The following is a 23438-nucleotide window of genomic DNA, read 5'->3' on the forward strand; positions in this document are numbered from 1 at the left end:
GATGCCGGTCGGTGCGTACCGGAGGTCCTGGCCGGGCGGCCGGGCGTTCGCTGCGCCCGGTCCTCCGCCCTGGAGCGGGCGGAGGACCGCGGCACATGGAGAAGGCGGATCAGTAGGCGTCCGTCACCTGGCTGAAGTCCGCGTAGGGCGCGGGCGCGGCGGGCTCGTTGAGGTAGACGCGGTCGGGGCGGTAGTTCCAGTGGGTGGTCGGCGGGCGGTCGGGCGCGTACTCCGCGGGCAGCGGCGGCATGTCGTCGGGGTTCATGTCGTCGGGTTCCTCGGCCCAGCTCTTCTCGAAGGAGGACATGAAGATCCCGTAGACGTGCAGGTGCCAGATCTTCCACTCGCCGTTCTCCAGGAGGAAGTCGCAGGCGTACTTGCACCAGGCCCAGTTGGCGACCGGCGTCGGGTCGTCCAGCTTGTGGAAGCTGGGGCCGGTCTCGTGCCCGGGGGAGACCCACACCGCGCGAGCGGTCTTCAGGTCGTCGGCGACCTCGACGACCGAGGTCGTCAGGGCGTGCATGTGCATCTTGCCGGTCGGGTCGCCGTCGGCCCAGACGTGGAAACCGGGGTAGCAGCGCTTGATGCCCTCCGGGCCCTCGTAGACACCCCACATCATCTCGGCGCGCACGTCCGGGGTGTCCATCGCGAACAGGTCGAGACACTCCTCGTGCATGTTCGCCGAGTGCAGGAAGGAGTAACGGCCCATCAGGTTCTGGATGTCGTGCACCGCCTCCATGCGGGCGAGCCGCTGCTCGGCCGTCATGGACTTGGTCCGGTTGGTGCTTATTTCGGTGGACATGAAAAGCCTTTCGGATCTTTGGGACGATGGCGTCAGCAGTGCTGCGCCCGGACGGCCAGCGCGGCACTGCGGCCGGCGATGCGCCCGGAGTTGTAGCTGAACGACGTGCTGTTGCCCGACATGACGAACGGATAGGTCCCGCCGTAGAGGTCGTTGACGTCGCGACCGGCCCCGAAGAGGCCGGAGATCGGGAGTCCCCGCGGGTCGACGGCGCGGCAGAGGTCGTCCACGGCGATACCGCCGAGGCTGCCGTAGCCGCCCACGGAGAAGCGGGCGGCGTAAAGCGTCCGGCCGTCCTCGACCGGTCGCAGGTAGCGGGCGGGCTTGTGCATCAGGGTGTCGCGCCCGGTGTGGCACGCCTGGTTGTACGCCTGCACGGTGGCGCGCAGGGCGTGCGGGTCGATGCCGGCGAGATCGGCGAGCTCCTCGACCGAGTCGGCCCGGAGGATGTGCGGGAAACCTTCGGCGATGGCCTTGGAGACTTCCGCGTCGAAGTCCTGCGGCCGCGTGATCGGGAGCTTGGACATCAGGAAGTCCCAGCGCTCCCGCTCGTAGTGGGCGTTGATGTCGGCGCTGAGGACCATCAGGCCGTGGCCGCCCGGCTGCCGGCGGACCGCGTTGGACGCGTACCCGGGATGGCGCATGACCGACTCGTCCATGAAGCGCTGCCCGAGCTGGTTGACCATGAGGTTGGGCTGACGGAACGAACCCAGCTCCGGCGGGGTACCGCCGGGGCCCCAGTACGGTGCCGGCAGGCAGACGTAGGTCTCCATCATGGTGGGGCTGGGCGCGGCCCCGGCCGCCCGGGCCAGCGCGATGCCGTCGCCGGTCAGCTCCGGGTGGGCGAAGGAGAACAGGTCGCTGCCGTGCCGGTAGCCGGTGTGCTTCTCGATCAGCTCGGGGGACCCGCCGAAGCCGCCGGTGGCCACGACCACCGAACGGGCGTCCACGCCGAAGGACTCACCATCCGCCGCCGTGCCGGTCACCCCGGTCACGGCGCCGGCGGTGTCGGTCGTCAGGGCGCGGGCGCGGCACCCGGTGCGGAACCGCACGCCGAGCGCGCGTGCCCGCTGCTCCAACACGGCGGTGATCTCCGGGCTGTCCGGCTCCCGGTAGTGCCAGGTCGGGTCGGCACCCAGGTAGTAGGCGACGACGTCGCTGAACTCCACGCCCATGGAGGTGAGCCACTCGACGGTGTCGGCGGACTGCTCGACGTAGGCGGAGACCAGCCGTGCGTCGCTGCGCCACTGGGTGTGTTCCATCAGGCGGTGGAACGTCTCGTCGCGGGTGAGCGGGATCTGCCGGTCGCGCTGCATCCGTGTCTCGACGGCGAAGAGCCCGGCACCGCCGTGGATCGCGCCGCCGATCCGCCCGGTCTTCTCCAGGACCAGGACCGAGGCGCCGGCCTCGGCGGCGGAGACCGTCGCGGCCAGCCCGGCGCAGCCGGACCCGAGGACGACCACATCGGCGGTGCTCTGGCCGTCGTCAGGCACGGGAGGCCTCCGCGACGTGCCGGCCGGCCTGTTCGCCGGCGATCCGGCCGGAGTTGACGGCGAAGCCGAGGGCCATGCCGAACAGGTGCTGTCCGCAGTAGTCGCTGCCCTGCCAGCCGGAGGCGAGCGAGCCGGCCGCGTACAGGCCGGGCACCGGGGTGTAGTCCTCGCCGATGGCGTGCATCCGTTCGTCCACCCGGACCGGGCCGACGGTGTCGATCATCATCGGGCCGAACCTGATGGCGTGGAAGGGGGGTTCGAGGAGCGGTCGCAGGTAGCGGCGGTCCTTGACGAACTCCGCGTCGTAGCCGCGGGCGCAGTGTTCGTTGTAGTCGGCGACGGTGCGCTCCAGTGCCTCGGTCGGGGTGCCGATCCAGGCGGCGACCTCGGCCCAGGTGTCGGCGGTGACGGCCCAGTCGCCGGTGGCGGTGGCGCTGTCCAGGTGCTTGCGCAGATGGGCCGGGCGCAGTGGGGCCCGGGGCAGCAGCCAGCCGTTGTCGTCCACGTCCTGGACCATGGCGTCGTCGTACAGGGCGAAGCCGGTCATGCCGGGCTGGCGCAGCAAGGGGTTGGCGCCGGTCTGGAGGTGGATCGCCACGCTCTCGTCGCTGAAGCGGCGGCCCAGCCGGTTGACCCAGACGGTATCGGGCTGACGGGTGGCGGGGCCGAGGCTGTACTCGTTGGGCTTGTCGCTGCTGGAACAGGTCTCCTTGATCAGGGTGGCGTGCGGCTCCAGGCGTACGCCCGCCTCGGCCGCCATCCGGATGCCGTCTCCGGCCATCGGGATCCGGAAGCCGCCGATCGTGTCGTCGTAGAAGTAGAAGTACTTCCTCATCAGTTCCGGGTCGCCGTGGAATCCGCCGGTGGCGAGCACCACCGCGCCGGCCTCCACGATCTCCTCGCGGCCTTCGCGCTCGACCACGACGCCGGTCACCGCGCCGTCCTCGCCGGTGCGCAGGGCGGTCGCCTTGGCACCGGTCCAGATCTCGCCGTCGGCGGCCTCGAAGGTGTCGGCGAGCGCGCGCACCACCTGGCTGAACTTCAGCAGGTCGTGGCCGTGGTGTTCCTTGATCCGGACCGGCACGTGCCAGGTCGGAAGGTGGTCGTAGGACATCTTGTACTCGACGCTGATGACGAAGTCGATGCCGGTCTTCTGCGTCAGCCAGTCGATGGTGTCCCCGGACCTGTTGATGACCGTGCGCAGGATCCGCGGGTCGACGCGCTCGTGGTGGTGCCACTCCATCGCGGTACGGAAAACCTCGTCCGCGGAGACGTCGACGATCGCCTCCCGCTGCTGGCGGGTCTCGCAGGCCCACAGGCCGGTGGCGAAGACGGCGTTGCCGCCGAGCTTGGCGCGCTCCTCGACGAGAAGCACACGGCGGGCGCCGTTGTCCTGGGCCGCGAGTGCGGCCGCCGGTCCGGCGCCGCCGCCGCCGATGACGACGACGTCTGCGGTGGTCCTGGGTTGCACGGGGGAGCCTCCCGATCGGCTTCGGTGGGAACGGTGCCTGGAGTTTGGCCAGGTCAACGCGGCCGGGCCAAGGGGTTGCGGCATTGCCGGTCGGGATCCGTGGGATCGGGAAAGCGGGTGGGGATACCCGACTTGACGGTCATGAGAGTTATATCTGTTTGGTTCTTTTCATGCTTTTGGGTGCCCTGACCTGTGACAGGAAGGCCCCGGCGCGGGCCGGGAGAGCAGGCATCCGAGCGACGGATGGTGGCCATCGGCGTACGCGATCACCGAGGGCTATTCCCCAAGCCGGTGCCGCCTGTTGCACTCCTGCACTACGGCGGACCCATCCCAGCGGGAGCGGTGGGTCCGCCCCGACCCGCAGCCCGGTTCGCCAAGGGAGCAGTGATGACCGCACGACTGAGGAACGTCGCCAGGGCCGCCGGTGCCACGGCGCTGCTGCTGGCGGTAGCGACCGCCTGCGGGGGAGGGGGCTCGACGGGCGACTCCGGCGCCGGTGCCGCGGACACCCTGGCCATCGGCCTGCAGATGTCCCTGCCGAGCATGAACCCGGTGCTCAGCCCGATCAGCCCGACCCTGGTCTACGCCTACGACCCACTCATCTACCGCACCAACAACGGGAAGTACGTCCCCGACCTGGCGACCTCCTGGGGCTATGCGGGCAAGGGCAACAAGACCTTCGAGCTCACCCTGCGCAAGGGCGTGAAGTTCGCCGACGGCACCGCGCTGACCGCCCAGGCGGTGAAGAACTCCGTCGACTACTTCCTCAAGACGCCCAACCCCAACCTGGCCGCGGCCGGCCCGATCTCCGCGGTACGGGCCGTGGACACCGACACGGTACGGATCACCTACAAGAGCGCGTTCCCGAACGCCGTCGAATCGCTGACCCAGTTCTGGGGCGTCGGCCTGATCATCGGCCCCCACGGACTCGCCGCACCGAAGAGCCTGGAAACCGCCTCGGACGGAGTGGGCCAGTACGCACTGGACTCCGCGAACACCCGGGTCAACTCGGTGTACACCTTCACCGCGGCCAAGAACTACTTCGACCCGTCCGCGATCCAGTACAAGAAGATCGAGATCCGCCCCTACGCCTCGGCCTCCGCCCGCCTGAACGCGCTGAAGTCGGGCCAGATCCAGGACGCCACCCAGATCCCGCTCGGCCAGCTCGGTTCGAGCGCCGCCGACGGCTACCAGCAGTTCACGGGCCAGGGCACCTGGGACATCCTGAGCTTCCTCGACACCAGCAGCGGACCGCTCGCCGACAAGGCTGTGCGGCAGGCCATCTCGTACGGCGTCGACCGCGCCGCCATCGCCAAGGACTTCTACGCCCAACTGGCCACCCCGCAGTACCAGTTCGCCCCGAAGAACACCGCCGACTACACAGCCTCCCTGGACAGCGCCTACCCGAACGACACGGGGAAGGCCAAGCAGCTGCTGAGCGAGGCCGGTTACAGCGGCGGCTTCACCCTCAAGCTGCTCACCGACGGAACCACCGACCCGGGCGGCTCGCTCGCCCAGGTGCTCAAGAGCCAGCTCGCCAAGATCGGCATTACGGTCCAACTCACCGTGAACTCCGGCACCTTCGCCCAGTTCCAGACCCGGCTCGGCTCCGGCGACTACGGAGCGGTGCTCTTCAACCTCGCCGCGGTGGACCTGTACTCGACCGCGACCCAGTCCATCGTCTCGCCCAAGACGCTGCTCAACCCCTCCACCAAGGCCGACGCCACCGCCGTGTCCCTTCTTGCCCAGGCGGCCGGCGCCGACGGCGCCTCCGCCGTCACGGCCAAGCTGCGACAGCTCAACACCTACCTGACGGAGCAGGCGTTGGGCGTCCCCCTGGTCACCCGTACCAACGTCGACCTGGTCGGTACGGGCGTGAAGCTGCCGAGCACCAGCTACGTCACACCGATGCCGAGCATGATCGGCCCGGACGCCTCCTACGCCTTCACGAGCAAGTGAGCGGGCTCCGATGACCGTCCGCCGTCTCATCGCGCGCCGCCTGCGGGTCGGCCTGGCACTGCTCGTCGTGGTCTCCGCGCTCACCTTCGTACTGGTCGGCCTCATCCCCGGCGATCCCGCCCACAGCATCCTCGGCAACACCGCCACCCCCGAGCAGTACGCCGCGCTGCGTGAGCAGCTGGGACTGGACCGGCCGCTGTGGGCGCAGTACGGGACCTGGCTGTGGGACGCCCTGCGCGGCGACCTCGGGGACTCGCTGATCGCCCCGCAGCCCGTGGTCTCGGTGCTCAACGCCGACCTCGCCGTCACCCTCCCGCTCGCCCTGGGCGCCGTACTGGTCAGCGTGACCGCCGGCGTCGCGGGCGGCACCCTCGCCGCCCTGCGCGGCGGTGCGGTGGCCCGGCTGATCGACCTCGGCGCCATGATCGGGCTCGCCCTGCCGTCCTTCTGGGTGGCGCTGATGCTCAGCCAGTACTTCGGTGTGCAACTGCGCTGGCTGCCCGCCACCGGGTTCACCGCGCTGTCCGTCTCCCCGGTCGACTGGCTGCGCAGCCTGCTGCTGCCGGTGATCGCCGTCGGGATCGGGGGAGTGGCGACCGTGGCCAAGCAGACCCGGGACAGTGTGGACGATGTCCTGCGCCAGCAGTACGTCCAGGCCCTCAGGATCGAGGGGATCCCGCTGCGCCGGGTGCTGCCCGGACATGTGCTGCGCAACGCCGCGATCCCGGTGCTCGCCACCGGCGGCACCCAGTTCGTCGCCGCGCTGGGCGGAACGGTCATCGTCGAGAACGTGTTCGCGCTGCCCGGACTCGGCAGCGCCGTCGTCCAGGCCGCCTTGGAGCACGACCTTCCCGTCATCGTGGGCGCCGCTGTCTACTTCTGCGTCATCGTCGTCCTCGCCAACCTGCTGGTGGACGTGTTGTTCGCCCTGGTCGACCCCAAAGTACGGATCGGCTCATGAGCACCCCGCAGCTGCCCGACTCCCTGCGCCGACTCGCCCGCAAACCCGCGGCCCTCGCCTCCCTGGTCTATCTCGTGCTGCTGGTCCTGGCCGCGCTGCTGGCCCCGTGGCTTCCCCTCCAGTCGCCCACCACCGGCGAGCTCACCGCGGCCCGCCAGGGTCCGAGCGCGGCGCACTGGCTCGGCACCGACCAGATCGGCCGGGACACCCTCAGCAGGCTGATCCACGGAGCCCGTCCCTCGCTGCTCTACGCCTCCGAGGCGGTCCTGGTCGCCCTCGTCCTCGGGGTGCTGCTCGGAGTCCTGGCCGGTTTCCTCGGCGGGCGCGTCGACCGCATGCTCGGGGCCGTCACCGACGTGGTCATGGCGATGCCCGGCATGGTGATCCTCCTCGTGGTCCTCGCCGTCTTCGGCAACCATGTCGACCTGGCCATGCTGACCATGGGCCTGATGCTGTGCGCACCCTTCACCCGTGTCGTACGCGCCGCCACCCTGTCCATACGCCAGGAGACGTTCATCGACGCCGCACGCGTGGCCGGCCTGTCCACCGGACAGATCATGCTGCGCCACATCCTGCCCCGTATCCGCGGTGTGGTCCTGGTCCAGGGCGCCCTCCTCAGCGGCATGGCGCTGCTCATGACCACCGGCGTGGCCTACCTCGGCTTCGGCACCCAACCACCCCACCCCTCCTGGGGGTTGATGATCGGCGACGGCGCGCAGATCATGGGCTCCGCCCCCGCCCTCATCACGGCCTCCGGCACTGCGATCGGACTCACCGTCATCGCCTGCGGTCTGCTCGGCGACGGCCTGCGGGACGTGTTCACCGAACAGTGGAGCGGCGTCCGGGTGCCGTACGGCCCACCACCGCGGAAACGCCCCGCGGCACCGGCCGGCCCCGCACCGCAACCCGCGACGGACACCCCGGTGCTGTCCGTCCAGGACCTCTCGGTCGCCTACGACACCCCCGGCGGCGAGCAGACCGTCGTCCACCAGGCCAACCTGCACGTCCGGGAAGGGGAGACCCTGGGCGTCGTCGGCGAGTCCGGCAGCGGCAAGACCGCCCTGGCCCGGGCCGTCCTCGGCATCCTCCAGGGCGGGCGGACCACCGGCGGACGGGTACTGCTCGACGGCGAGGACATCACGGGCATCGCGGGCTTCTCCCCGGCCCGGCGTCGTGCCCTGCGCATCGGCCACATCTTCCAGGAACCGCACGCCTCCCTCGACCCCGCCTGGCGGGTCGGCGACCTGATCGCCGAGGCGCTCCGCCACCACCACGGACACGACCGGGCCACCGCCCGGCGGGAAGCGGTCGACCTGCTCGCCCAGGTCCGCCTCCGGGACCCGGAGGCAGTCGCCCGCCGCTACCCGCACCAGCTCTCCGGCGGCATGGCTCAACGCGTCGCCATCGCCCGCGCCCTGGCCTGCCGTCCCCGCCTCCTCGTCGCGGACGAGCCCACCACCGCACTGGATGTCACGGTCCAGGCCGACATCCTCGACCTGCTGCGCGGCATCCAGGCCCGCACCGGGATGGCGATCCTGCTGATCACCCATGACTGGGGCGTCGTCGCCGACCTGTGCGACCGTGCCGCGGTCGTCCGCCACGGCGGGATCGTCGAACAGGGTCCGGTCACCCGGCTCTACGCCGACCCCCGGCACGAGTACACCCGCGCCCTGCTCGCCGCCAACCCGGCCCGTCTGCACGCGGAGCGCGGCACGCCGGAGCCGCACCACGAGGGAGTCCAGCCATGACCCACCCGGACCGCGTCAGCGGCAGCCCGGCCGCCATCGCCCTGCTCAGGGTCGAGGACCTCGTCGTCCGTTACCCCGCCGACCGCCATGACCAGGGAGCCGCCGCCGTCGAGGGAGTCTGCCTGCACCTGGGGCGAGGCGAGACCCTGGGCCTGGTGGGGGAGTCCGGCTCCGGCAAGTCCACCCTGGCCAGGGCGGTCGTCGGCCTGGTCGCCCCGACCGGCGGGCGGATCGTGTTCGACGGGCAGGACATCACCCACGCCGACCGGCGTACCCGCCGCGCGCTGGCCGCCCGGATCCAGTACGTCTTCCAGGACCCGTACAGCTCCCTCAACCCGACCTGCACGGTAGGCGACACGCTCGCCGAGCCCCTGTTCGCCGCGGGCCGTCGGGACCGGGCGAAGCAGAAGCGGAGGATCCGCGAGATCCTGGAGCTGGTGCAGCTGCCCGGCGACGCCGCCGAACGCTACCCGGGCGCCTTCTCCGGCGGCCAACGTCAGCGCATCGCGATCGCCCGCGCCCTGGTGGTCTCACCCGACCTCATCATCTGCGACGAGCCGACCAGCGCACTCGACGTCTCCATCCAGGCCAGGATCCTGGCGCTGCTGAAAGACCTCCAGGCCCGCTTCCGCATCAGCTACCTCTTCATCGCCCACGACCTGGACGTGGTCCGCTACATGGCCGACCGCACCGCGGTCATGCACCGCAGCAGGATCGTCGAGCACGGTACGGCCGAGCAGATCGCGACGGCTCCCCGACATCCGTACACCCGCGCCCTGGTCGACGCCGCCCCGCTGCCCGACCCGGTCGCCCAAGCGGCCCGCCGCGCGGCCCGCGAGGCGGCCGGAACCGAGGGGAGCTGACCGCCTGCCGGTGGGGCTTGCCGGGGCCAAGGCACCAGGCCCTGCCATGGAGGAGGCGGGGCGTCGCCGGGTCGTGCCCGCGGACGTTCGCCCACCGCGATCCGGCGACCGCGAAACATCCGCCGAGGCCGGCCCGGCGGTCAACGGGCTTGCCCCGGCGTGCATGTTCCTCGCCGTACGGTTCGCGGCCCGTCGGCGCCGGCGCACCAGGGACACACCGTGCGGCCCGTGAGCGGGATGCCGGGTCAGGACGACTGACGGATCACGCACTCGGCCGCAACGTCCCAGCCCAGCAGATCGTGATCGGTGGTGGGACCCTCTCCTGCGAGGATCTGGTTCAGCCAGTCCGCGGCGGCGCTCCGGAGGTCGGCCAGCGGAAGGTACACCGAGGTGAGCGCAGGGACGGTGAACCCGCCCTCGACGAAGTTGTCGGCGCCGACCACGGCCAGGTCGGCGGGGGCGGCCCAGCCCAGATCCGCCATGGCGCCCAGGACGGCCATGCCCATGGGGTCGTCCGCGGTCGCCACGCCCCCCGTGCCGCGCAGGGAATCGAGCGAGGACAACGCGTCGGCGACGGTGGCACGGTCCATCGGCAGCGACAACACCAGGGGCGCGCGAAGGCCTTGGAGCGCGCACTCCTCCTGGGCGCCGCGAAGACGTGCCCGTGCGATCGGCAGTCGCGGGGACTCGTCCGGGAGCACATAGACGAGCTTCGTCCGGCCGCGCTCGGCGAGGTGGCGGATCTGGGCCCTGCCGATCGCCGCCTCTCCGGGCCGCCTGGGTTCGAGGTTCTCGTCCTCCGCGGTGTTCAGCCCGATGACGTGCCGGGTGCCGGCATCCAGCAGACGCCGCCGCAGGGCGGCGGTGGTGAAGGGAACGGTCGCGACGGCGAACGGCTGCAACGTCTGTACGACGTCGACCAGTTCCAGATCGGAGGTGAGTGAATACGTCAGCGCGGTGAGGCCGCAGGAGGTCACGGCCTCGATGAGCGGCTCGACGCTGCGGGCGTTGGTCCGGCCGACGTTCAGTGTGTCGACCACGACCAGGACCACCCGCGAGTGGCCGCGACGCAGAGTGCGGGCGGCCGCGTTGGGGACATAGCCGAGCTGTTCCGCGGCCCGCAGCACCCGGTCGGTGGTGGCCTCGGAGATTTTCTGCCCAGGGCTCTTGTTGAGCACGTAGCTGACCGTCGCCGCGGAGACACCGCTGAGGCGGGCCACGTCACCTACGGTGGGGCGTCGGGATTGCCGGGGCATGAACCGTCCTTCGAGATCACGGGCTCGAAGCGCCGCCGCTCCAGCCTATCGGCCAGCACGTTACAGCGACCGGCCGTGACGACGATCAGTCAAGGACGACTCGGCCGGCCCGATGCGTCGTGGTGGTTCCGTCGGCCGCCCGGAAGGTGAACGGCACGGGGCTGTCGACGTCGCACGTGGTGCCGCTGACCCGTACGTGCAGCAGGCCGTAGGGGGTGGGAGCGGCGCCGCTCATCTCGCTGATCACTCCGAACGCGGGTCGGATCCGGGCGGAGAGGAACCCGGATTCATCGGGCTCGATGCCCAGCAGATGGCGCACGATGTCGCTGGTCGGGGTGGAGCTCCAGCCATGGGCGGGGGTGCCCCACCCCCAGCATTCGCCGAAGGTGTCGTAGCCGTCGGTGAGGAACTGGCTCCAGTCGCGCAGCGCATCGGCCAGCTCGCGCTTCCTGCCGCACAGCGCGAGGCTCTCGTGGACCAGGTGGCTGGCGAACGGCTCCGCTCGGACCACCTCGTCGCGGGCGTCCCAGGTCACGTTCCGCACGCCGCGCAACTGGTCGGCGATCTTGGTGTCGTCGTAGCCCCCGTCGTCGCCGCCGATCCAGGACCGCACCACCAGTCGCTTCGGATCCGAGATCCAGTCGGCCACCGCGTCCCAGCGGCCGGCAGGCGCGAGGCCGGACACGATCGCGGTCGCTCCGGCCAACTGGGATGCCGGCAACTGCCGTACACCGTCCACGAGATGGTCGACATATGTCTCCCGCCCGGGATCCCAGAACACCTCGAAGCCGGCTCGTGCCTGCTCCCACAGCGCCCGCGCCCAGGCGGCGTTTCCGGCATTGCCGCAGGCCGCGCTGATGTCGGCGAACTCACGCAGCGCCCTGGCCCACATGGCGGTCAGGATGGAACTCGTGCCGGTCAGGAAGACGGCGGACCAGTCGACCAGATTCCACTCCGGTACGTGTTCGAGGACGCCGTGCCCGTTTCGGTAGGGCAGGTACCAGCGCAGTACGCGCTCCACGGAGGGCAGCAGTTCGCGTACGGTCGCCGAAAGGCCTTCGTAGCGGTACAGGTTGTGGACGCCGTGCACCCAGCTCAGTGCCCAGTCGGGAATGGTGGTGCCGCCGAGGTACTCCATCTCACCCACGACACTCCGGGGCAACAGCCCGTCCTCGCGCGGCGAGTTGGCCAGCTCCAGGTACCACCGGGCCAGGGACCAGTCGGTGGACGTCGTCAGGTGGACGAGTTGATGCACCACCCCGTCCCCCACCCACGCCCGCTGCTCCCGGGTCGGGCAGTCGGTGAAGGCGTCCTGTGCGTTGAGGGTGACCGTGCGACGGCCCGCCGCGTAGAGCCGGTCCATCTCCCCGTCACTGGACCGGAAGTACGCCGCTCCTCGGATCGGGTACAGGCGCTCGCGCACGCCGACCTCACCGATGACGACGTCTCCGGACCGCTCGGAAGTGACCAGCAACCGCACCAGGCGCAGGCCGCTCACCTCCAGGGCCTCGAAGGCGTCGTCGTCGCCGCGGGCGATGTAGCGCGCGCCGGTGATGTTGGAGATCAGGCCCGCCTTGAAGGGATCGACGTCCTTCTCCTGATGGAGGATGTCGATCCGGGTGCCGCGCGGAGCGGTGACGGGGAATCCGACCAGGCCGCAGACCACTCGCCCGAAGTCGACGGTGACCAGGCGCGCCGTGCCCGGCTCGGCACGGAAGCGGACCGGGGCGGTGGCCGCCTCGCGCGGCACGTCCCCGCGCTGCCGAAAGAACTCGGTGACCCGGGAGACGGGATGGTCGAGGTCCGCGGCGAAGGCGATCTCCTCGCTGCACCAGTACGTCCGAGCCGTGAGCGCGGTCTCTTCCAGTGCCCCGATGGGGCGTGGGAGCAGTGCTCCGTACGGATCGGTCGGCGGCTGTGAACGGGCCAGGGCGCCCATGTGCCCGGCGCGCATCAGGCGGGTGGGCCGCCAGTCCGGTCCCTCGTGCCGGGTCAGCCAGTCCGCGGACAGTCGCCGTGCGTCGACGAGTTCGACGGGAATGCCGTGGAATCCGTGCGGGGGCGCCGCTTCCAGGCCGGCCACGCGCCGAACGGTCCAACTGCCGTCGCTGGTCAGCCAGATGTCGCCGAGGTCCGCCTCGAAGACGAGAGTGGCGTGACGGCCCAGCGTGGCGTTGGGCACGGCGGGCTGCCAGAAGGCGTTGGGGTCCCCGTAGTAGGTGACGAGGACAGTGACGGTGTTGCTGCCCGGACGCAGATGGGGGGAGAGGTCGTACTCGTCGTAGCGCATGCGGCGCGGCTGGGACCGGACCGGGCCCCGGCCGACGTGTTCGCCGTTGACGAAGAGGACGTAACGGGAGTCGGCGGTGAGCCGGGCGGGGACCCGGGCCGGCACCGACTCCAACTCGCAGGTGGTCCGGAATAGTTGGCGGACCAGCCCGCCGCTGCCGTCGGTTCGCGGAGGAAGGGCACGGCCCGGCTCCACCACGTCGTCGGGATGGCCGATCCAGTGACCGCGCCAACCGACGGCGCGCCATGGCACGGTGGGGCGAGGGGAGGCTGCGGCGGCGGACTGCGGTGCGCTGGGCATGGTGCCTTTCCTGTATACGTCCGGGGGGAGGTGATCAGCTGCCGTCGACCGGAGCCGCACCGACCTGTGCGGTCACGACGGTCACGGAGCCGCTCGGTACCTCCGGCCGGATCTTGGGCAGACGGTTGAGGAAGGCGCCGAGGCAGGTGGCGACGGCGACGACGACGGCCAGCGCGGCGAACATGACACGGGGGCCGGCGTCCAGCAGCATCGGCGTCCACAGGGCCACCGCGGCGGCCACCACCCGGGCGAAGGCGATGATCGAGCCCTGGGCCGTCGCCCGCAGCAGCGTCGGGAAGGCCTCCTGCGACCACACCTTGAAGATCCCTTCGAAGGCGAGGGCGGTGCCGAGGGCGCCGGTGATGTTCGCCGTCGCGAGCGTCCACACATGCACCCCGAACACGGCGGGGACGGCACAGGACAGGACGAAGGAGACCGCGCCGACCGTGTACCAGCGCATACGGTTCCGTCCGTCGACGATCTGCATGAAGAGCATGGCCAGCGGGATGCTGACGACCAGTGTCACCAGGCCGACCGCGGAGGCGACGCGCACGGTGCTGCCCGCGACCTCGACGTACAGGTAGGCGCCGAACTGACCCTTGGTGTTGGCCGCGAGATTGGTCAGCGAGTAGAACAGGGCCAACCCGGCCAGGGCTGTCAGACGGGGCTTCGTCAGCAACTGGCGCACCGAGGAGCGACCGGCCGCGCCTCCGGCTCCGGGGCCGGCCTTGCGCTGCTGGTCGAGCCACTGCCGGGACTCCGGCAGCCTGAAGCGGAACACCAGGACCAGGACCGCGACCACGGCCACATGCGCGTAGAGAACGCGTGCGCCGGTGGCACCCATGCCGCCGACCGCCAGGCCGATCAGCTGCGTCGCGAAGATGCCCACATACCACAGCACCTGGGACAGGGCCACGAGCTTGCCGCGGGCGCCCTCCGGTGCCTCCTCCCCGATCAGGGAGATCGACACCGGCAGGTCGGCGCCGGCCGCGAACCCGGCGAGTACGACACCCACGTAGAGGAACGCGCTGTCGGTGGCCAGGGCGAGCAGGACGGCGCCCAGCGCCAGCAGGGTCACGGTGGCCATGAACACCCGACGGCGGCCGTACCGGTCGCCGAGGCGACCGCCGAGGAGCGCACCGGCGGCGATCGACAGCGTGAGTGCGGAGGACAGCGAGCCGATCTCGCCACTGCCCAGGCCGAGTTGGTCCTTGTAGAGCACGAGCGCCGTTCCTGTGGACACGATCGCCGCCGCGTCCAGGTAGGAGGCCATCCCAGCCACACCGGATCGGAACCACAGGGCTCTGGGGATCTGAGGCTTGAGAGCGTTCATCTGTTCTCGTCTTCCTTGACGGGGATGCAGCGCTGAGGAATGTGTGTAGCGGCACAGAGACCACCGAGGCGGGGGAGTCCCGGTCGGCGCGTACTGAATGGTTTCAGTACCGTTCGGAAGATAGGCATGCTGTGGTGTCGGCGTCAATGAGCGGGACGCGATTACCGGTCGTGATCACTTGTCCAAGTGATGTCTGGACTGGTCTTCGACGGGAAGGGGTCGTCGCGGGGGCCGGTCGGCTCTCTTGTGGCGCGCGGCCGAGATCGATGTCCGGCGGACTTTAGCGATTAAGTATTGATTCGCGTGGAACTCGATGCCGAACCGGTCGTGTCCCACGTGATGGTTGTCGGACAGGGAACTCGGGCACCTGCCTCACCGGGGGCCTGGTGGGAGCTTCGAGCGTGTGCCGCCGCGAACGGCACGAACAATGATCGATTCGGCATGGTCCGCATCGGCGTAGCGCGAGGACGCCTTCCCGTACCGCTCGGAGTGGAAGCGGTGATGCATCTGCACCCGGTCGTCGGGAAATCGGAATACCTGGTCCCGCCGGATGGCGCGCGGTGATCGTCCGCACCCCACTTTCCGAACAGTTCTCGCGCACAAGCGCGACCTAGCGTGGGACACCCGCAGGCCCGCCGGCCCGCTGCCACGCGAAGGAGTTCCACCAGATGCGGATAGGTCTTGCCGTACCTCAGTACGGCGCGTTCGCCACACCGGAAGCGATCGACGAGGTGGCTCGCGCCGCGGAGAGCCTGGGCTTCGACAGCCTGTGGGCCGCGGACCGGATCCTCGCACCACTGGAACCGAGCGACCCGTATCCGGGCGGCGACGGCACGATGCCGGAGCAGTACCGCACCTTCCTGGATCCGCTCACCGTGCTGACCCTGGCCGCGGCCGTGACGACGCGCGTACGGCTCGGCACCAGCACGCTCAACGCCCTGTGGCACAGCCCGGTGTTGCTCACCCGGACTCTCACTTCCCTCGACGTCCTCAGTCACGGACGGCTGGACGTCGGCCTCGGCCTCGGCTGGCTGCGGGACGAGTACCGGGCGGCCGGTGTGCAGTGGGAGGGGCGCGGGGCCCGTCTGGAGGAGTGGCTGGACGTGGCCGAGACCATCTGGACCCGCGAAACCGTACGGCACGACGGCGAGCGGTGGACGATCCCGCCGTCGGTTGTCGAGCCCAAGCCGGTGCAGAGCCCCCGTCCGCCCATCCTGCTCGGCGGATTCTCGCACGCCACCCTTGAGCGGATCGGCCGGCGTGCCGACGGCTGGCTGGCCGTGGGACTGCCGCTGCCCGCGCTGACGGCGATGTGGAGCACGATCGGGCTGGCCGCGGACGCGGTCGGACGGGACGCGTCCGCGCTGCGCATGGTCGTCAGGGTCAACCCCCGATTGACCGAGGGCGAGGCTCCGGCGGAACTCGTGCCGAACGTGGGAACGTTGGCCCAGGTCGCCGACTACCTCCTCGGTACGGCCGGGGCGGGTGCCGACGAGGTGCTGATCGACCTCCAACAGACCACGAACACGACGGACGAACTCCTCACCACCGCCGAGGCGTTGATCAAGCGACTGCGTGCGTAGCGACTTCTCCCCCTCGGCCGGGCCTCCCGCAACGGAGGTCCGGCCCGGCGGCTTCCGGCAGGGACAGCCGCAGGGCTCACGACGGCATGGGTCCTAGTCCGGCGAGAAGTCGGGGACAACGGACTCTTCGTCCGGGGCGTACGCCGGGTCCGTGACGGGCACCGCGGCGATGCGCGGAGCAGGTCCGGTGTCGCCCAGTGCGCACAGCCGGGTACGGATCTCGGCTGCCGCCGTGGGATCGGTCCGGGCGAAGAGCTGCGCCGCGCGCTCCCAGACCGTGCGGGCCGCCCCGGTGTCGCCGGTCGCGAGATAGGTGTCGCCGAGGCGGCGCAGCGTCCCGGCCTCGTTGAAGGTGTCGCCGACCTCGCGGTAGAGGCGCAGCGCGCACTGGTAGCCGACCACGGCCTGCTCGTGTTCGCCCAGGTGGTGACGGGCCACGCCGAGACTGTCCCGGACGCCGGCCTCGGCGTAGCGGTGGTCGCCCTGCCCGGCGAGCCTGGCGAGGGCCTCCTCGAAGAGGTCTGCGGCCCGCCGGTGGTCACCGCGCAGGACATGCGTCCAGCCCAGGGCGTGCAGGGCGCTCGTCGCGGGGAGATGCTCACCGAGATCCTGGTAAAGGCGGAGTGCTCTCCCTGCCGAGTCGAGTGCCTCCTCGTGGCGGTCCAGCCGGTCGAGCAGCCAGCCGTGGCTGCGGAGCGCGTGCGCGAGGCCGAGCCGGTCGCCGAGTTCGGTGAACAGGTCGAGGGAGAGCCGGATGTGCGCCTGGGCGTCGTCGTACCGTTCCAGCCGAGCGCTGGCCCGGGCGAGCCCGCGGTGCAGGTGTGCCTGCGCGGCCCGGTGTCCCTCGCGGACGGCGGCGTCGAGACCCGCGCGCTGTACGGCGGCGGACTCGTGCCAGTGTCCCTGCCGGTCGAAGAAGCGCTCCAACGTCCAGGCGAACTGCCAGACATGGGAGTCGTATCCCAGTCGGCCGGCCAGCGCGACGGCCTCGCCCAGTACCCGCCGCTCGGCCGTGTACCAGCTCAGCGCCGCCCCGTCGTCCGCGAACTCCATGGCCCCCGCGCCGGGTTGGGCCTCGGTGAGGGGGCTCGTGGTCCACGCGGGGGAGAAGAGCCGGCCGGCGGTGTGCGCGGTGTGCAGGTAGTGGTCGAGGAGCCGGTGCACGGCCGCGTCCCGGTCGGCGGCGGCGTCCTCGGCCCCCGAGCGTTCCATGGCGTACGTACGCAGCAGGTCGTGGCAGGAGTAGCGGCCGGGCGCGTGCTCGCCGAGCAGGTGGGCGCGGGTGAGTTCGGCCAGCAGGGGGCGGATGTCCGCGGGAGCGATCCCGGCGCTCGCCGCGGCGCCCGGCAGAGCGACGTCCGGGCCCGGGTGCAGGGACAGCAGCCGCAGCAGCCGGGCCGCAGCGGGACTCAGGGCGTGGTACGACCATGAGAACACCGCCCGTACGTCGCCTGCCGGGTCGGGGTCCGTGAACGCGTCGAGGCTTCCGTGGGCCTCGCGCAGTTCCGCCGCGATCGCGGCGAGCGGGAATCCGGGGTGGACGGCGGCCCGGGTGGCCACCACGGCGAGAGCCAGCGGAAGTCCGGCACAGCGGGCGACGATCTCGTCGACGGCCCGCGGCTCTGCGGACACGCGGCCGGCACCGAGCCGGCGGGCGAGTGATTCCCGGGCCTCGGGCTCCTTGAGCTGGGCCAGGATCAGGGGCCGGGCGGCTTCGGCGGTGATCAGGCCGAAGAGACGGTTCCGGCTGGTGACGACGACCAGGCAACCGGCGCTGCCGGGGAGCAGTGGGCGGACCTGATCCGCGTCTCGCGCGTTGTCCAGCAGGATCAGCGTGCGTCGCCCCGCCAGCAGGCTCCGGTAGAGGCCCGCTTGGGCGGCCTCGTCGACCGGTATCCGCTGCGGCGGCACGCCGAGCGCCTCCAGAAAGCCGCGCAGGGCCTCGCCCGGGTCCTTGGTGGTTCCGTCCGGGTCGAAGCCGCGCAGGTTCACATACAACTGCCCGTCCGGGAAACGGTGGGCGATCCGGTGTGCCCAGTGCACGGCCAGCGTGGTCTTGCCGATACCGCCCATGCCGCTGATCACGGCGATCCGGGTGGTGGGAGCCGAGCCCGTCAACAGATCGGCGAACTGGGCGAGTTCGGTCCGGCGCCCGGCGAACATGCTGAGATCGGCGGGTAGTTGGGCCGGACGGGCGAAGGGGGTCGCGGACCCGGAGTGCTGCTCCTGGGACGCGCCGGACACGAGGAACAGGGGGCGATCCGGGGCTGCGGGGAGGTCCGTGGTCGCGGTCGGCATGCCTGGTGCGACGGGCACGCCGGTGGTCGCGACACGCATCGGTCGGACGTCCGCGTCGGCACGCCGGCTCTCGCGCTCCGCAGGCCCGCTGCCGCTCGTGGGACGGCCGCCGCCGACCGTGCCTTCGCCGCGTGCCGTGCGCGCACCGGCCCGGCGGCCGGGCACCGTCGGTCCCGACCTGCCCGACGGTCCGTCCGCCGCACTCCGTTGTCCGGGAATCCGGGCCGCCGTCCACCCGGGCAGGTCGCCGGAACGCTCCGGCCCGGCGGAGGGACGTCCCGGCACGGACCGCGAGGAAGCCCGTTCGATACGCGAGGGGGTCTGTGCGGTGCCCGACGGGGCAGCGGCACCACCGGGCGGGACGAGCGCGGAGGTGTCGCGCAGCACCTCCGTCTGCGCGGCCCGCAGTTCGGCGCCGGGCGCGATACCTAGCTCGGCGTCGAGCCGGACGCGTACCCGCTGCCAGACGTCGAGCGCCTCCGCCCGCTGGCCCGTCGCAGCCAGTACGCGCACGAGCCGGGCCTGGAGCTGCTCGTCGAGCGGATGCTCGCACGCCGTGCGGTGCAGCACCGTGAGCAGGTGGCCCGTGGCGCCGCCCGCCAGGGCCGCGTCGGCCGCGTCCTTGACGGCCAGCAGGTACTCGCGCTCCAACGCGGTGAAGACCGGGTGGGTCCGAGCCTCCAGCGGGATTCCCGTGGCCACCGGCCCCGTCCGCAACGCCAGTGCCTCCAGGAACAGGGGCAGAGCCGCCTCCGGGCCGGTCGTCCCCTGTCCGGCGCGCAGCGCCGAGCGTGCCTGCCGCAGCAGAGCGCGGAAGCGCAGCAGGTCGACGGTGTCCGCGTCCGCGTCGAGCCGGTAGCCTCCCGCGTCGCGGATCAGCAGAGTGCCCGGGGCCCGGACCGCCAGTCCGGGTTCCAGCAGCCGGCGCACCACTCCGACATGCCGGTACACCGCGTTGGCCGGTGCGACCGGCGGCGATTCGCCCCAGAGCGCGTCGACCAGCTCGTCCATCGAGACCGGGTGTCCGGCGTGGGCCACCAGCAGTGCCAGCAGCAGCCGCTGCTGGGCCAGCCCCAGCCCGACCTCCTCGCCGTCCCGCCAGACCCGTACCGGCCCCAGCACCGCGAACCGCACCATCGCTCCCGTCTCCCGACCCCGAGCCACAACGGCCCCTTCGTCCTTCGTCACCTGTGCGTCCCTGCCCCCGTGTCCTGCCGTGCGTCAGGCGGTGAGCCCGCCGATCCATCCGAGCACCAGCGCGTTGAACTCCTCCGGACGCTCCTGGAAGAGCCAGTGGCCGATGTCGTCGAGAACCACGGACGAGCTGTACGGGTGGGGGCTCACGGACGTGTCCCAGTACCCGTCGATGCCCTTGATCTTCAGGGAGTTCGCGGCCGAAACGGTCAGCACCGGGCAGGTGCGGCGCGCGAGGTACTTCTCGACACCCGGGCGTACGACGAGATCGGCGCCGTCCTCGTTCAGGCCGAGGAAGATCGCGCGTACGGTCTCCGGGTCCATGCCGAGTATCCGCCGTCGGTGCCAGACGGGCAGGGAAGCGGCCCAGGGCCTCGTGTCGGGTCCCTCGATCCCGCCGAGCAGCGTCGTGGCGACCCCGACGGGGTCGGCGCCGTGGAAGAGGGCGGCGGTCCGCGCGACGGGCTCCGCCTCGAAGCCGTACGGGGGGTCGACGGCGACCACGGCCCGTACCAGCGAGGGGAACTCGACCGCGAGGACCGAGGCGGCGACGGCGCCCAGGGAGTGGCCCACGACGACGACCGGTCCGCCGTCGACGGCGTCGATCAGTTCCGCGAGGTCGGACGCGAAGTCCCGCGGGTGATACCCGCCGGCCGACCCCGAACCCGACTCCGGTCCCGAGGAGCGTCCGTGGCCGCGCAGGTCCGGCGCGATCACCCGGTGGCGGGTGGCGAACGCGGCGATCTGCGCCGACCAGTCGTGCGCGTCGCAGGTGGCGCCGTGCAGGAACAGAACCGTCTCACCCGTTGTGTCTCCGACAGGGCCCTCGTCCGTGTGGAACAGCCGGTTGCCGTTGATCACCGTGTACGTCACTGTGCGTGCTCCTCGAAAGTAGGTGCGGGGAGCGTAGGCAGGAGGGAATGGACGAAGTGTGCCTCGGTTGTGACTGCGTGGCTCATGGGGCGGGACTCCCGATCTTGGCGCGGATCCCGGCCGCCCACACGGGATCGAACTCGGCGAGTCCGCGCAGGGCGGTCCGCCAGTCGCGAAGCGCGTTCTCGTGATCGCCGGCCGCGTGGTGGGCGTCGCCGAGCCGGTCCAGCGCGCACGCCTCGTGGTAGAGGTCGCCGGCCTCGGCGAACAGGGCGACGGCACGGACGAGGCAGACCACGGCCCGTCGGTGTTCGCCGAGTTGGCGGTGGACATGGCCGAGGGTGTCCCAGACATGGCCCTCGGCGATCCGGACACGGAGTTCCTGGAACAGGGCGAGCGCCTGGTGCGCGTGCGTGAGCGCGCTCCGGCAGTCGCCGAGGCTCGCCTCACCCCAGGCCAGCGAGACGAGCACGTAGGCCTGTCCCTTGCGGTGACCGGAGGCGCGGAACAGACCGAGCGCGGGAGCGACCTCGGCCAGGGCCTCCTCGAACCTGCCTTGGCGGGACAGCAGGTAACAGATGCTCAGACGGGCCTCTCCCTGGCCCATCCCGTCCCCGCACTCCTCGAACAGCCGCCACGACGCACGGAGGTGCTCGCCCGCTTCGCCGAAGCGGCCCAGCATGAGACTGGTCCGGCCGAGCCCGTGGCGGGCGTGCGCGAGCGCGCCGGTGTCCCCGAGCCGCTGGGCGGCCTCCAGCGCCGTACGTTGCAGAGCCAGGTTGTCGTGCAGGTGGCCGAACCGTTCGTTGAAGCGTTCCAGGGCCCGGACGAACTGCCAGACATGGGCGTCGAAACCGCCGTCGACGGCCAGCTGGATCACGCCGAGCAGCACCGCGCGCTCCGTGCGGAACCAGTCCAGGGCCGCCACGTCGCCGGCGAGCGGCCGTGGCAGGGCGGTCGGTTCGGCCGGCGCGACGGGGGTGACGAGGGCGGGCGGCGGGTCGAAGAGAAGCAGGGCCGCATGGGCGGTGTGCAGATAGTGGTCGAGCACCCGGCGGACGACCGCCGCGCGCTCGTCCTCGCTCTCGGTCGCGACGACGAGTTCGGCGGCATAGGCGCGCAGCAGGTCATGGCAGGCGTGACGGCCCGGGGCGTGCTCCGTGAGGAGGTGAGCGCCGGTGAGTTCGGCGAGCAGCGCCCGGGTGCGGGGGACGGGCAGGCCCGCGAGGGAGGCCGCGGCGTGGACGGTGACATCGGGCCCGGGGTGAAGGGCCAGCAGTCGGAACAGGCGTGCCGCGTCGGGGCCGAGCGTGTCGTACGACCACGAGAACACCGCCTGTACGTCCACCAAGGCCTCCGGCTCGCGGAACGCGCCGAGGCCACCGTGCGCCTCCCGCAGCTCGGCGGCCAGCGAGGTCAGGGGGAACTCCGGATGTGAGGCGGCGCGGGCGGCGACGACGGCCAGGGCCAGCGGGAGTCCTGCGGTCAGTTCCACGATCTCGTCCACCGCCCCGGGCTCGGCGGCCACCCGTTCGGTGCCGAGCCGTAGCGCCAGTGACGCGTGGGCCTCCGCCGGGGTCAGGACGTCGAGGGTGAGCGGACGGGCGCCGTCCGCGGTGGCCAGGGCCGTGAGCCGGTTGCGGCTGGTGACGATGACCAGGCAGCCGGGGGAGGCGGGCAACAGCGGCTGGACCTGGGCGGAGTCACGGGCGTTGTCGAGGAGCACCAGCATCCGGTGGCCCGCCAGCAGGCTGCGGTACAGGGCGGCCCGGGCGTCCGGATCGGCGGGGATCCGTTGCGGCGGCACGCCGAGAGCGTCGAGGAAGCCCCGAAGGGCCTTCTGCGGCGGGAGGGGTGGTGCGGCAGGGGCGAAGCCGCGCAGATTCACGTACAGCTGCCCGTCCGGGAACCGGTCGGCCACCTGATGAGCCAGGTGCACGGCCAGCGTGGTTTTGCCGACCCCGGCCGTTCCGCCGATGGAGCCGATCGCGACGGCGGTCGGCGCCCGGCCGCCCCTCCCGCCGTCGCCGCTGCCGTCGACCAGGGCGAGCAGCCGGTCCAGTTCGGCCTGTCGGCCCGTGAACACGGGCAGGTCGGCGGGGAGTTGGGCGGGCACGGGCACACCCGGTCCGGCAGGCTCCCCAGCACCCGTCTCACGCACCGGGTCGCCGACCGACTGCCGGTGGGCGGCCCTGAGTTCGGCTCCTGGTTCGACACCGAGGTCGTCGGCGAGCCGGGCTGCCGCGGAGCGGTACACCTCCTGGGCCTCGGCCCGGCGACCCGTAGCGGCGAGGGCGAGGACGAGGCGGCTCTGGAGTCCCTCGTCGAAGGGGTACCGGGCCGCGCTGTCGGACAGGGCCGACAGGACCCGGTCCGCCGTACCGCAGTCGAGTGCGGTGTCGGCGGCCTCCCGTACGGCTGCGGCGTACTCCAGGTCGAGCCCCGTGAACACAGGGTGCGTGGGGGCCTGCACCGGGCACCCGGCAGCCGGTCCGTGCCACAGCGCCAGCGCCTCGGTGAAGATCTCGACGGCCTGCTCCTGCTGACCGGAGCGCCGCAACGCCCTTGCTGCGGAGGCAAGTTCGCGAAACCGCAACAGGTCCACGGACCCACCGGGCACCGTGAGCCGATAGCCGTCGGCACCGCGTACCAGCCAGCTTCCCTCGGCACGACTCGGTAACTCGGGCTCCAACAGGCGGCGCAACTCGCCGACATGACGGTGCACCATGTTCACGGCGCGGGCGGGCGGGTCCTGCGCCCACAGCCCGTCGACGATCTCCGGCAACGGAACCGGGGATCCGGCCCGGGCCAGCAGCAGCGCGAGCAGGGTGCGGCGCAGCGGCGGCCCCGGATCCACCTCGGTGCCGTCCCGCCAGACCCGCACCGCTCCAAGTACCGCGAATCTCAACGCCGCTGACGCCATCGGATCCCGCCTCCACCACCGACCGGATTCCGATGCTAGGCATCGGCGGGACCCACCCGAACGGAGCAGGACAATTCAGGCGTGGCGGGGC

14 protein-coding genes are annotated in these 23438 nt (G+C 71.5%); 5 read left to right on the forward strand and 9 right to left on the reverse strand.

The annotated features are described in order from the left end of the window. Positions 1 to 109: 109 nt before the first annotated feature. The 3 genes from ACQHII_RS47055 to ACQHII_RS47065 are packed head-to-tail and all read right to left on the reverse strand — an operon-like array spanning position 110 to position 3766. Positions 110 to 802, reverse strand: coding sequence for a nuclear transport factor 2 family protein (locus ACQHII_RS47055; RefSeq protein WP_427925075.1), 693 nt, complete (start codon positions 800 to 802; stop codon positions 110 to 112). Positions 803 to 834: 32 nt separating this feature from the next. After that, positions 835 to 2295: an FAD-dependent oxidoreductase gene (locus ACQHII_RS47060; protein ID WP_427925076.1), complete on the reverse strand. Its 1461-nt coding sequence runs from the start codon at positions 2293 to 2295 to the stop codon at positions 835 to 837. Next, a complete protein-coding gene (locus ACQHII_RS47065) occupies positions 2288 to 3766 on the reverse strand; it encodes an FAD-dependent oxidoreductase (protein ID WP_427925077.1) in 1479 nt (492 codons plus the stop codon). Before ACQHII_RS47065 ends, ACQHII_RS47060 begins: the two co-directional genes overlap by 8 nt. A 387-nt stretch (positions 3767 to 4153) precedes the next feature. Between ACQHII_RS47065 and ACQHII_RS47070 the strand changes: the two genes are divergently transcribed. From ACQHII_RS47070 to ACQHII_RS47085, 4 genes are read left to right on the forward strand one after another with little or no spacing between them, the layout of a single operon-like run. Further along, positions 4154 to 5725: an ABC transporter substrate-binding protein gene (locus ACQHII_RS47070; RefSeq protein WP_427925078.1), complete on the forward strand. Its 1572-nt coding sequence runs from the start codon at positions 4154 to 4156 to the stop codon at positions 5723 to 5725. A 10-nt stretch (positions 5726 to 5735) separates the two neighbouring features. Further along, a complete protein-coding gene (locus tag ACQHII_RS47075) occupies positions 5736 to 6686 on the forward strand; it encodes an ABC transporter permease (protein WP_427925079.1) in 951 nt (316 codons plus the stop codon). Further along, complete coding sequence (locus ACQHII_RS47080) at positions 6683 to 8434, forward strand: dipeptide/oligopeptide/nickel ABC transporter permease/ATP-binding protein (RefSeq protein ID WP_427925080.1); 1752 nt, start codon at positions 6683 to 6685, stop codon at positions 8432 to 8434. The genes ACQHII_RS47075 and ACQHII_RS47080 overlap by 4 nt, the downstream gene beginning before the upstream one ends. Then, positions 8431 to 9297 carry an ATP-binding cassette domain-containing protein gene (locus tag ACQHII_RS47085; protein WP_427925081.1) on the forward strand — a complete coding sequence of 289 codons (867 nt, stop codon included), beginning with the start codon at positions 8431 to 8433 and terminating at the stop codon, positions 9295 to 9297. The genes ACQHII_RS47080 and ACQHII_RS47085 overlap by 4 nt, the downstream gene beginning before the upstream one ends. 245 nt (positions 9298 to 9542) lie before the next feature. On the opposite strand, the gene ACQHII_RS47090 is transcribed toward ACQHII_RS47085, so the two are convergent. The 3 genes from ACQHII_RS47090 to ACQHII_RS47100 form a co-directional block, all read right to left on the reverse strand. Continuing rightward, complete coding sequence (locus tag ACQHII_RS47090; RefSeq protein WP_427925082.1) at positions 9543 to 10553, reverse strand: LacI family DNA-binding transcriptional regulator; 1011 nt, start codon at positions 10551 to 10553, stop codon at positions 9543 to 9545. An 85-nt stretch (positions 10554 to 10638) separates the two neighbouring features. Further along, positions 10639 to 13143 (reverse strand): alpha-L-rhamnosidase N-terminal domain-containing protein, encoded by a 2505-nt coding sequence (locus ACQHII_RS47095; protein ID WP_427925083.1) that lies wholly within the window; start codon positions 13141 to 13143, stop codon positions 10639 to 10641. Between the two features lie 34 nt (positions 13144 to 13177). Next, on the reverse strand, positions 13178 to 14476 hold the full coding sequence (locus tag ACQHII_RS47100) for an MFS transporter (protein WP_427925084.1): 1299 nt from the start codon (positions 14474 to 14476) through the stop codon (positions 13178 to 13180). Between the two features lie 668 nt (positions 14477 to 15144). Between ACQHII_RS47100 and ACQHII_RS47105 the strand changes: the two genes are divergently transcribed. Then, the gene (locus ACQHII_RS47105; RefSeq protein ID WP_427925085.1) at positions 15145 to 16059 is read left to right on the forward strand and encodes a TIGR03619 family F420-dependent LLM class oxidoreductase; all 915 of its coding nucleotides are present in this window, start codon (positions 15145 to 15147) and stop codon (positions 16057 to 16059) included. Positions 16060 to 16152: 93 nt separating this feature from the next. Here ACQHII_RS47105 and ACQHII_RS47110 read toward each other — a convergent pair whose 3' ends face one another. The 3 genes from ACQHII_RS47110 to ACQHII_RS47120 all read right to left on the reverse strand — a co-directional run bounded on the left by ACQHII_RS47110 (position 16153) and on the right by ACQHII_RS47120 (position 23347). Next, positions 16153 to 19545: an AfsR/SARP family transcriptional regulator gene (locus ACQHII_RS47110; protein ID WP_427925086.1), complete on the reverse strand. Its 3393-nt coding sequence runs from the start codon at positions 19543 to 19545 to the stop codon at positions 16153 to 16155. A 33-nt stretch (positions 19546 to 19578) separates the two neighbouring features. Beyond that, positions 19579 to 20424, reverse strand: coding sequence for an alpha/beta fold hydrolase (locus ACQHII_RS47115; protein ID WP_427925087.1), 846 nt, complete (start codon positions 20422 to 20424; stop codon positions 19579 to 19581). Between the two features lie 82 nt (positions 20425 to 20506). After that, positions 20507 to 23347 carry an AfsR/SARP family transcriptional regulator gene (locus ACQHII_RS47120; protein WP_427925088.1) on the reverse strand — a complete coding sequence of 947 codons (2841 nt, stop codon included), beginning with the start codon at positions 23345 to 23347 and terminating at the stop codon, positions 20507 to 20509. Positions 23348 to 23438: the final 91 nt, after the last annotated feature.

It is taken from the genome of Streptomyces sp. cg40, from assembly GCF_050320165.1.
GTDB lineage: Bacteria > Actinomycetota > Actinomycetes > Streptomycetales > Streptomycetaceae > Streptomyces > Streptomyces hokutonensis.

Bases quoted from the DNA above. Each gene is read 5' to 3' on its own strand.
- ACQHII_RS47055 (WP_427925075.1), bottom strand. From the start codon at position 802: ATGTCCACCGAAATAAGCACCAACCGGACCAAGTCCATGACGGCCGAG.
- ACQHII_RS47095 (WP_427925083.1), bottom strand. From the start codon at position 13,143: ATGCCCAGCGCACCGCAGTCCGCCGCCGCAGCCTCCCCTCGCCCCACC.
- ACQHII_RS47105 (WP_427925085.1), top strand. From the start codon at position 15,145: ATGCGGATAGGTCTTGCCGTACCTCAGTACGGCGCGTTCGCCACACCG.
- ACQHII_RS47085 (WP_427925081.1), top strand. From the start codon at position 8,431: ATGACCCACCCGGACCGCGTCAGCGGCAGCCCGGCCGCCATCGCCCTG.
- ACQHII_RS47075 (WP_427925079.1), top strand. From the start codon at position 5,736: ATGACCGTCCGCCGTCTCATCGCGCGCCGCCTGCGGGTCGGCCTGGCA.
- ACQHII_RS47090 (WP_427925082.1), bottom strand. From the start codon at position 10,553: ATGCCCCGGCAATCCCGACGCCCCACCGTAGGTGACGTGGCCCGCCTC.
- ACQHII_RS47070 (WP_427925078.1), top strand. From the start codon at position 4,154: ATGACCGCACGACTGAGGAACGTCGCCAGGGCCGCCGGTGCCACGGCG.
- ACQHII_RS47100 (WP_427925084.1), bottom strand. From the start codon at position 14,476: ATGAACGCTCTCAAGCCTCAGATCCCCAGAGCCCTGTGGTTCCGATCC.
- ACQHII_RS47080 (WP_427925080.1), top strand. From the start codon at position 6,683: ATGAGCACCCCGCAGCTGCCCGACTCCCTGCGCCGACTCGCCCGCAAA.
- ACQHII_RS47120 (WP_427925088.1), bottom strand. From the start codon at position 23,347: ATGGCGTCAGCGGCGTTGAGATTCGCGGTACTTGGAGCGGTGCGGGTC.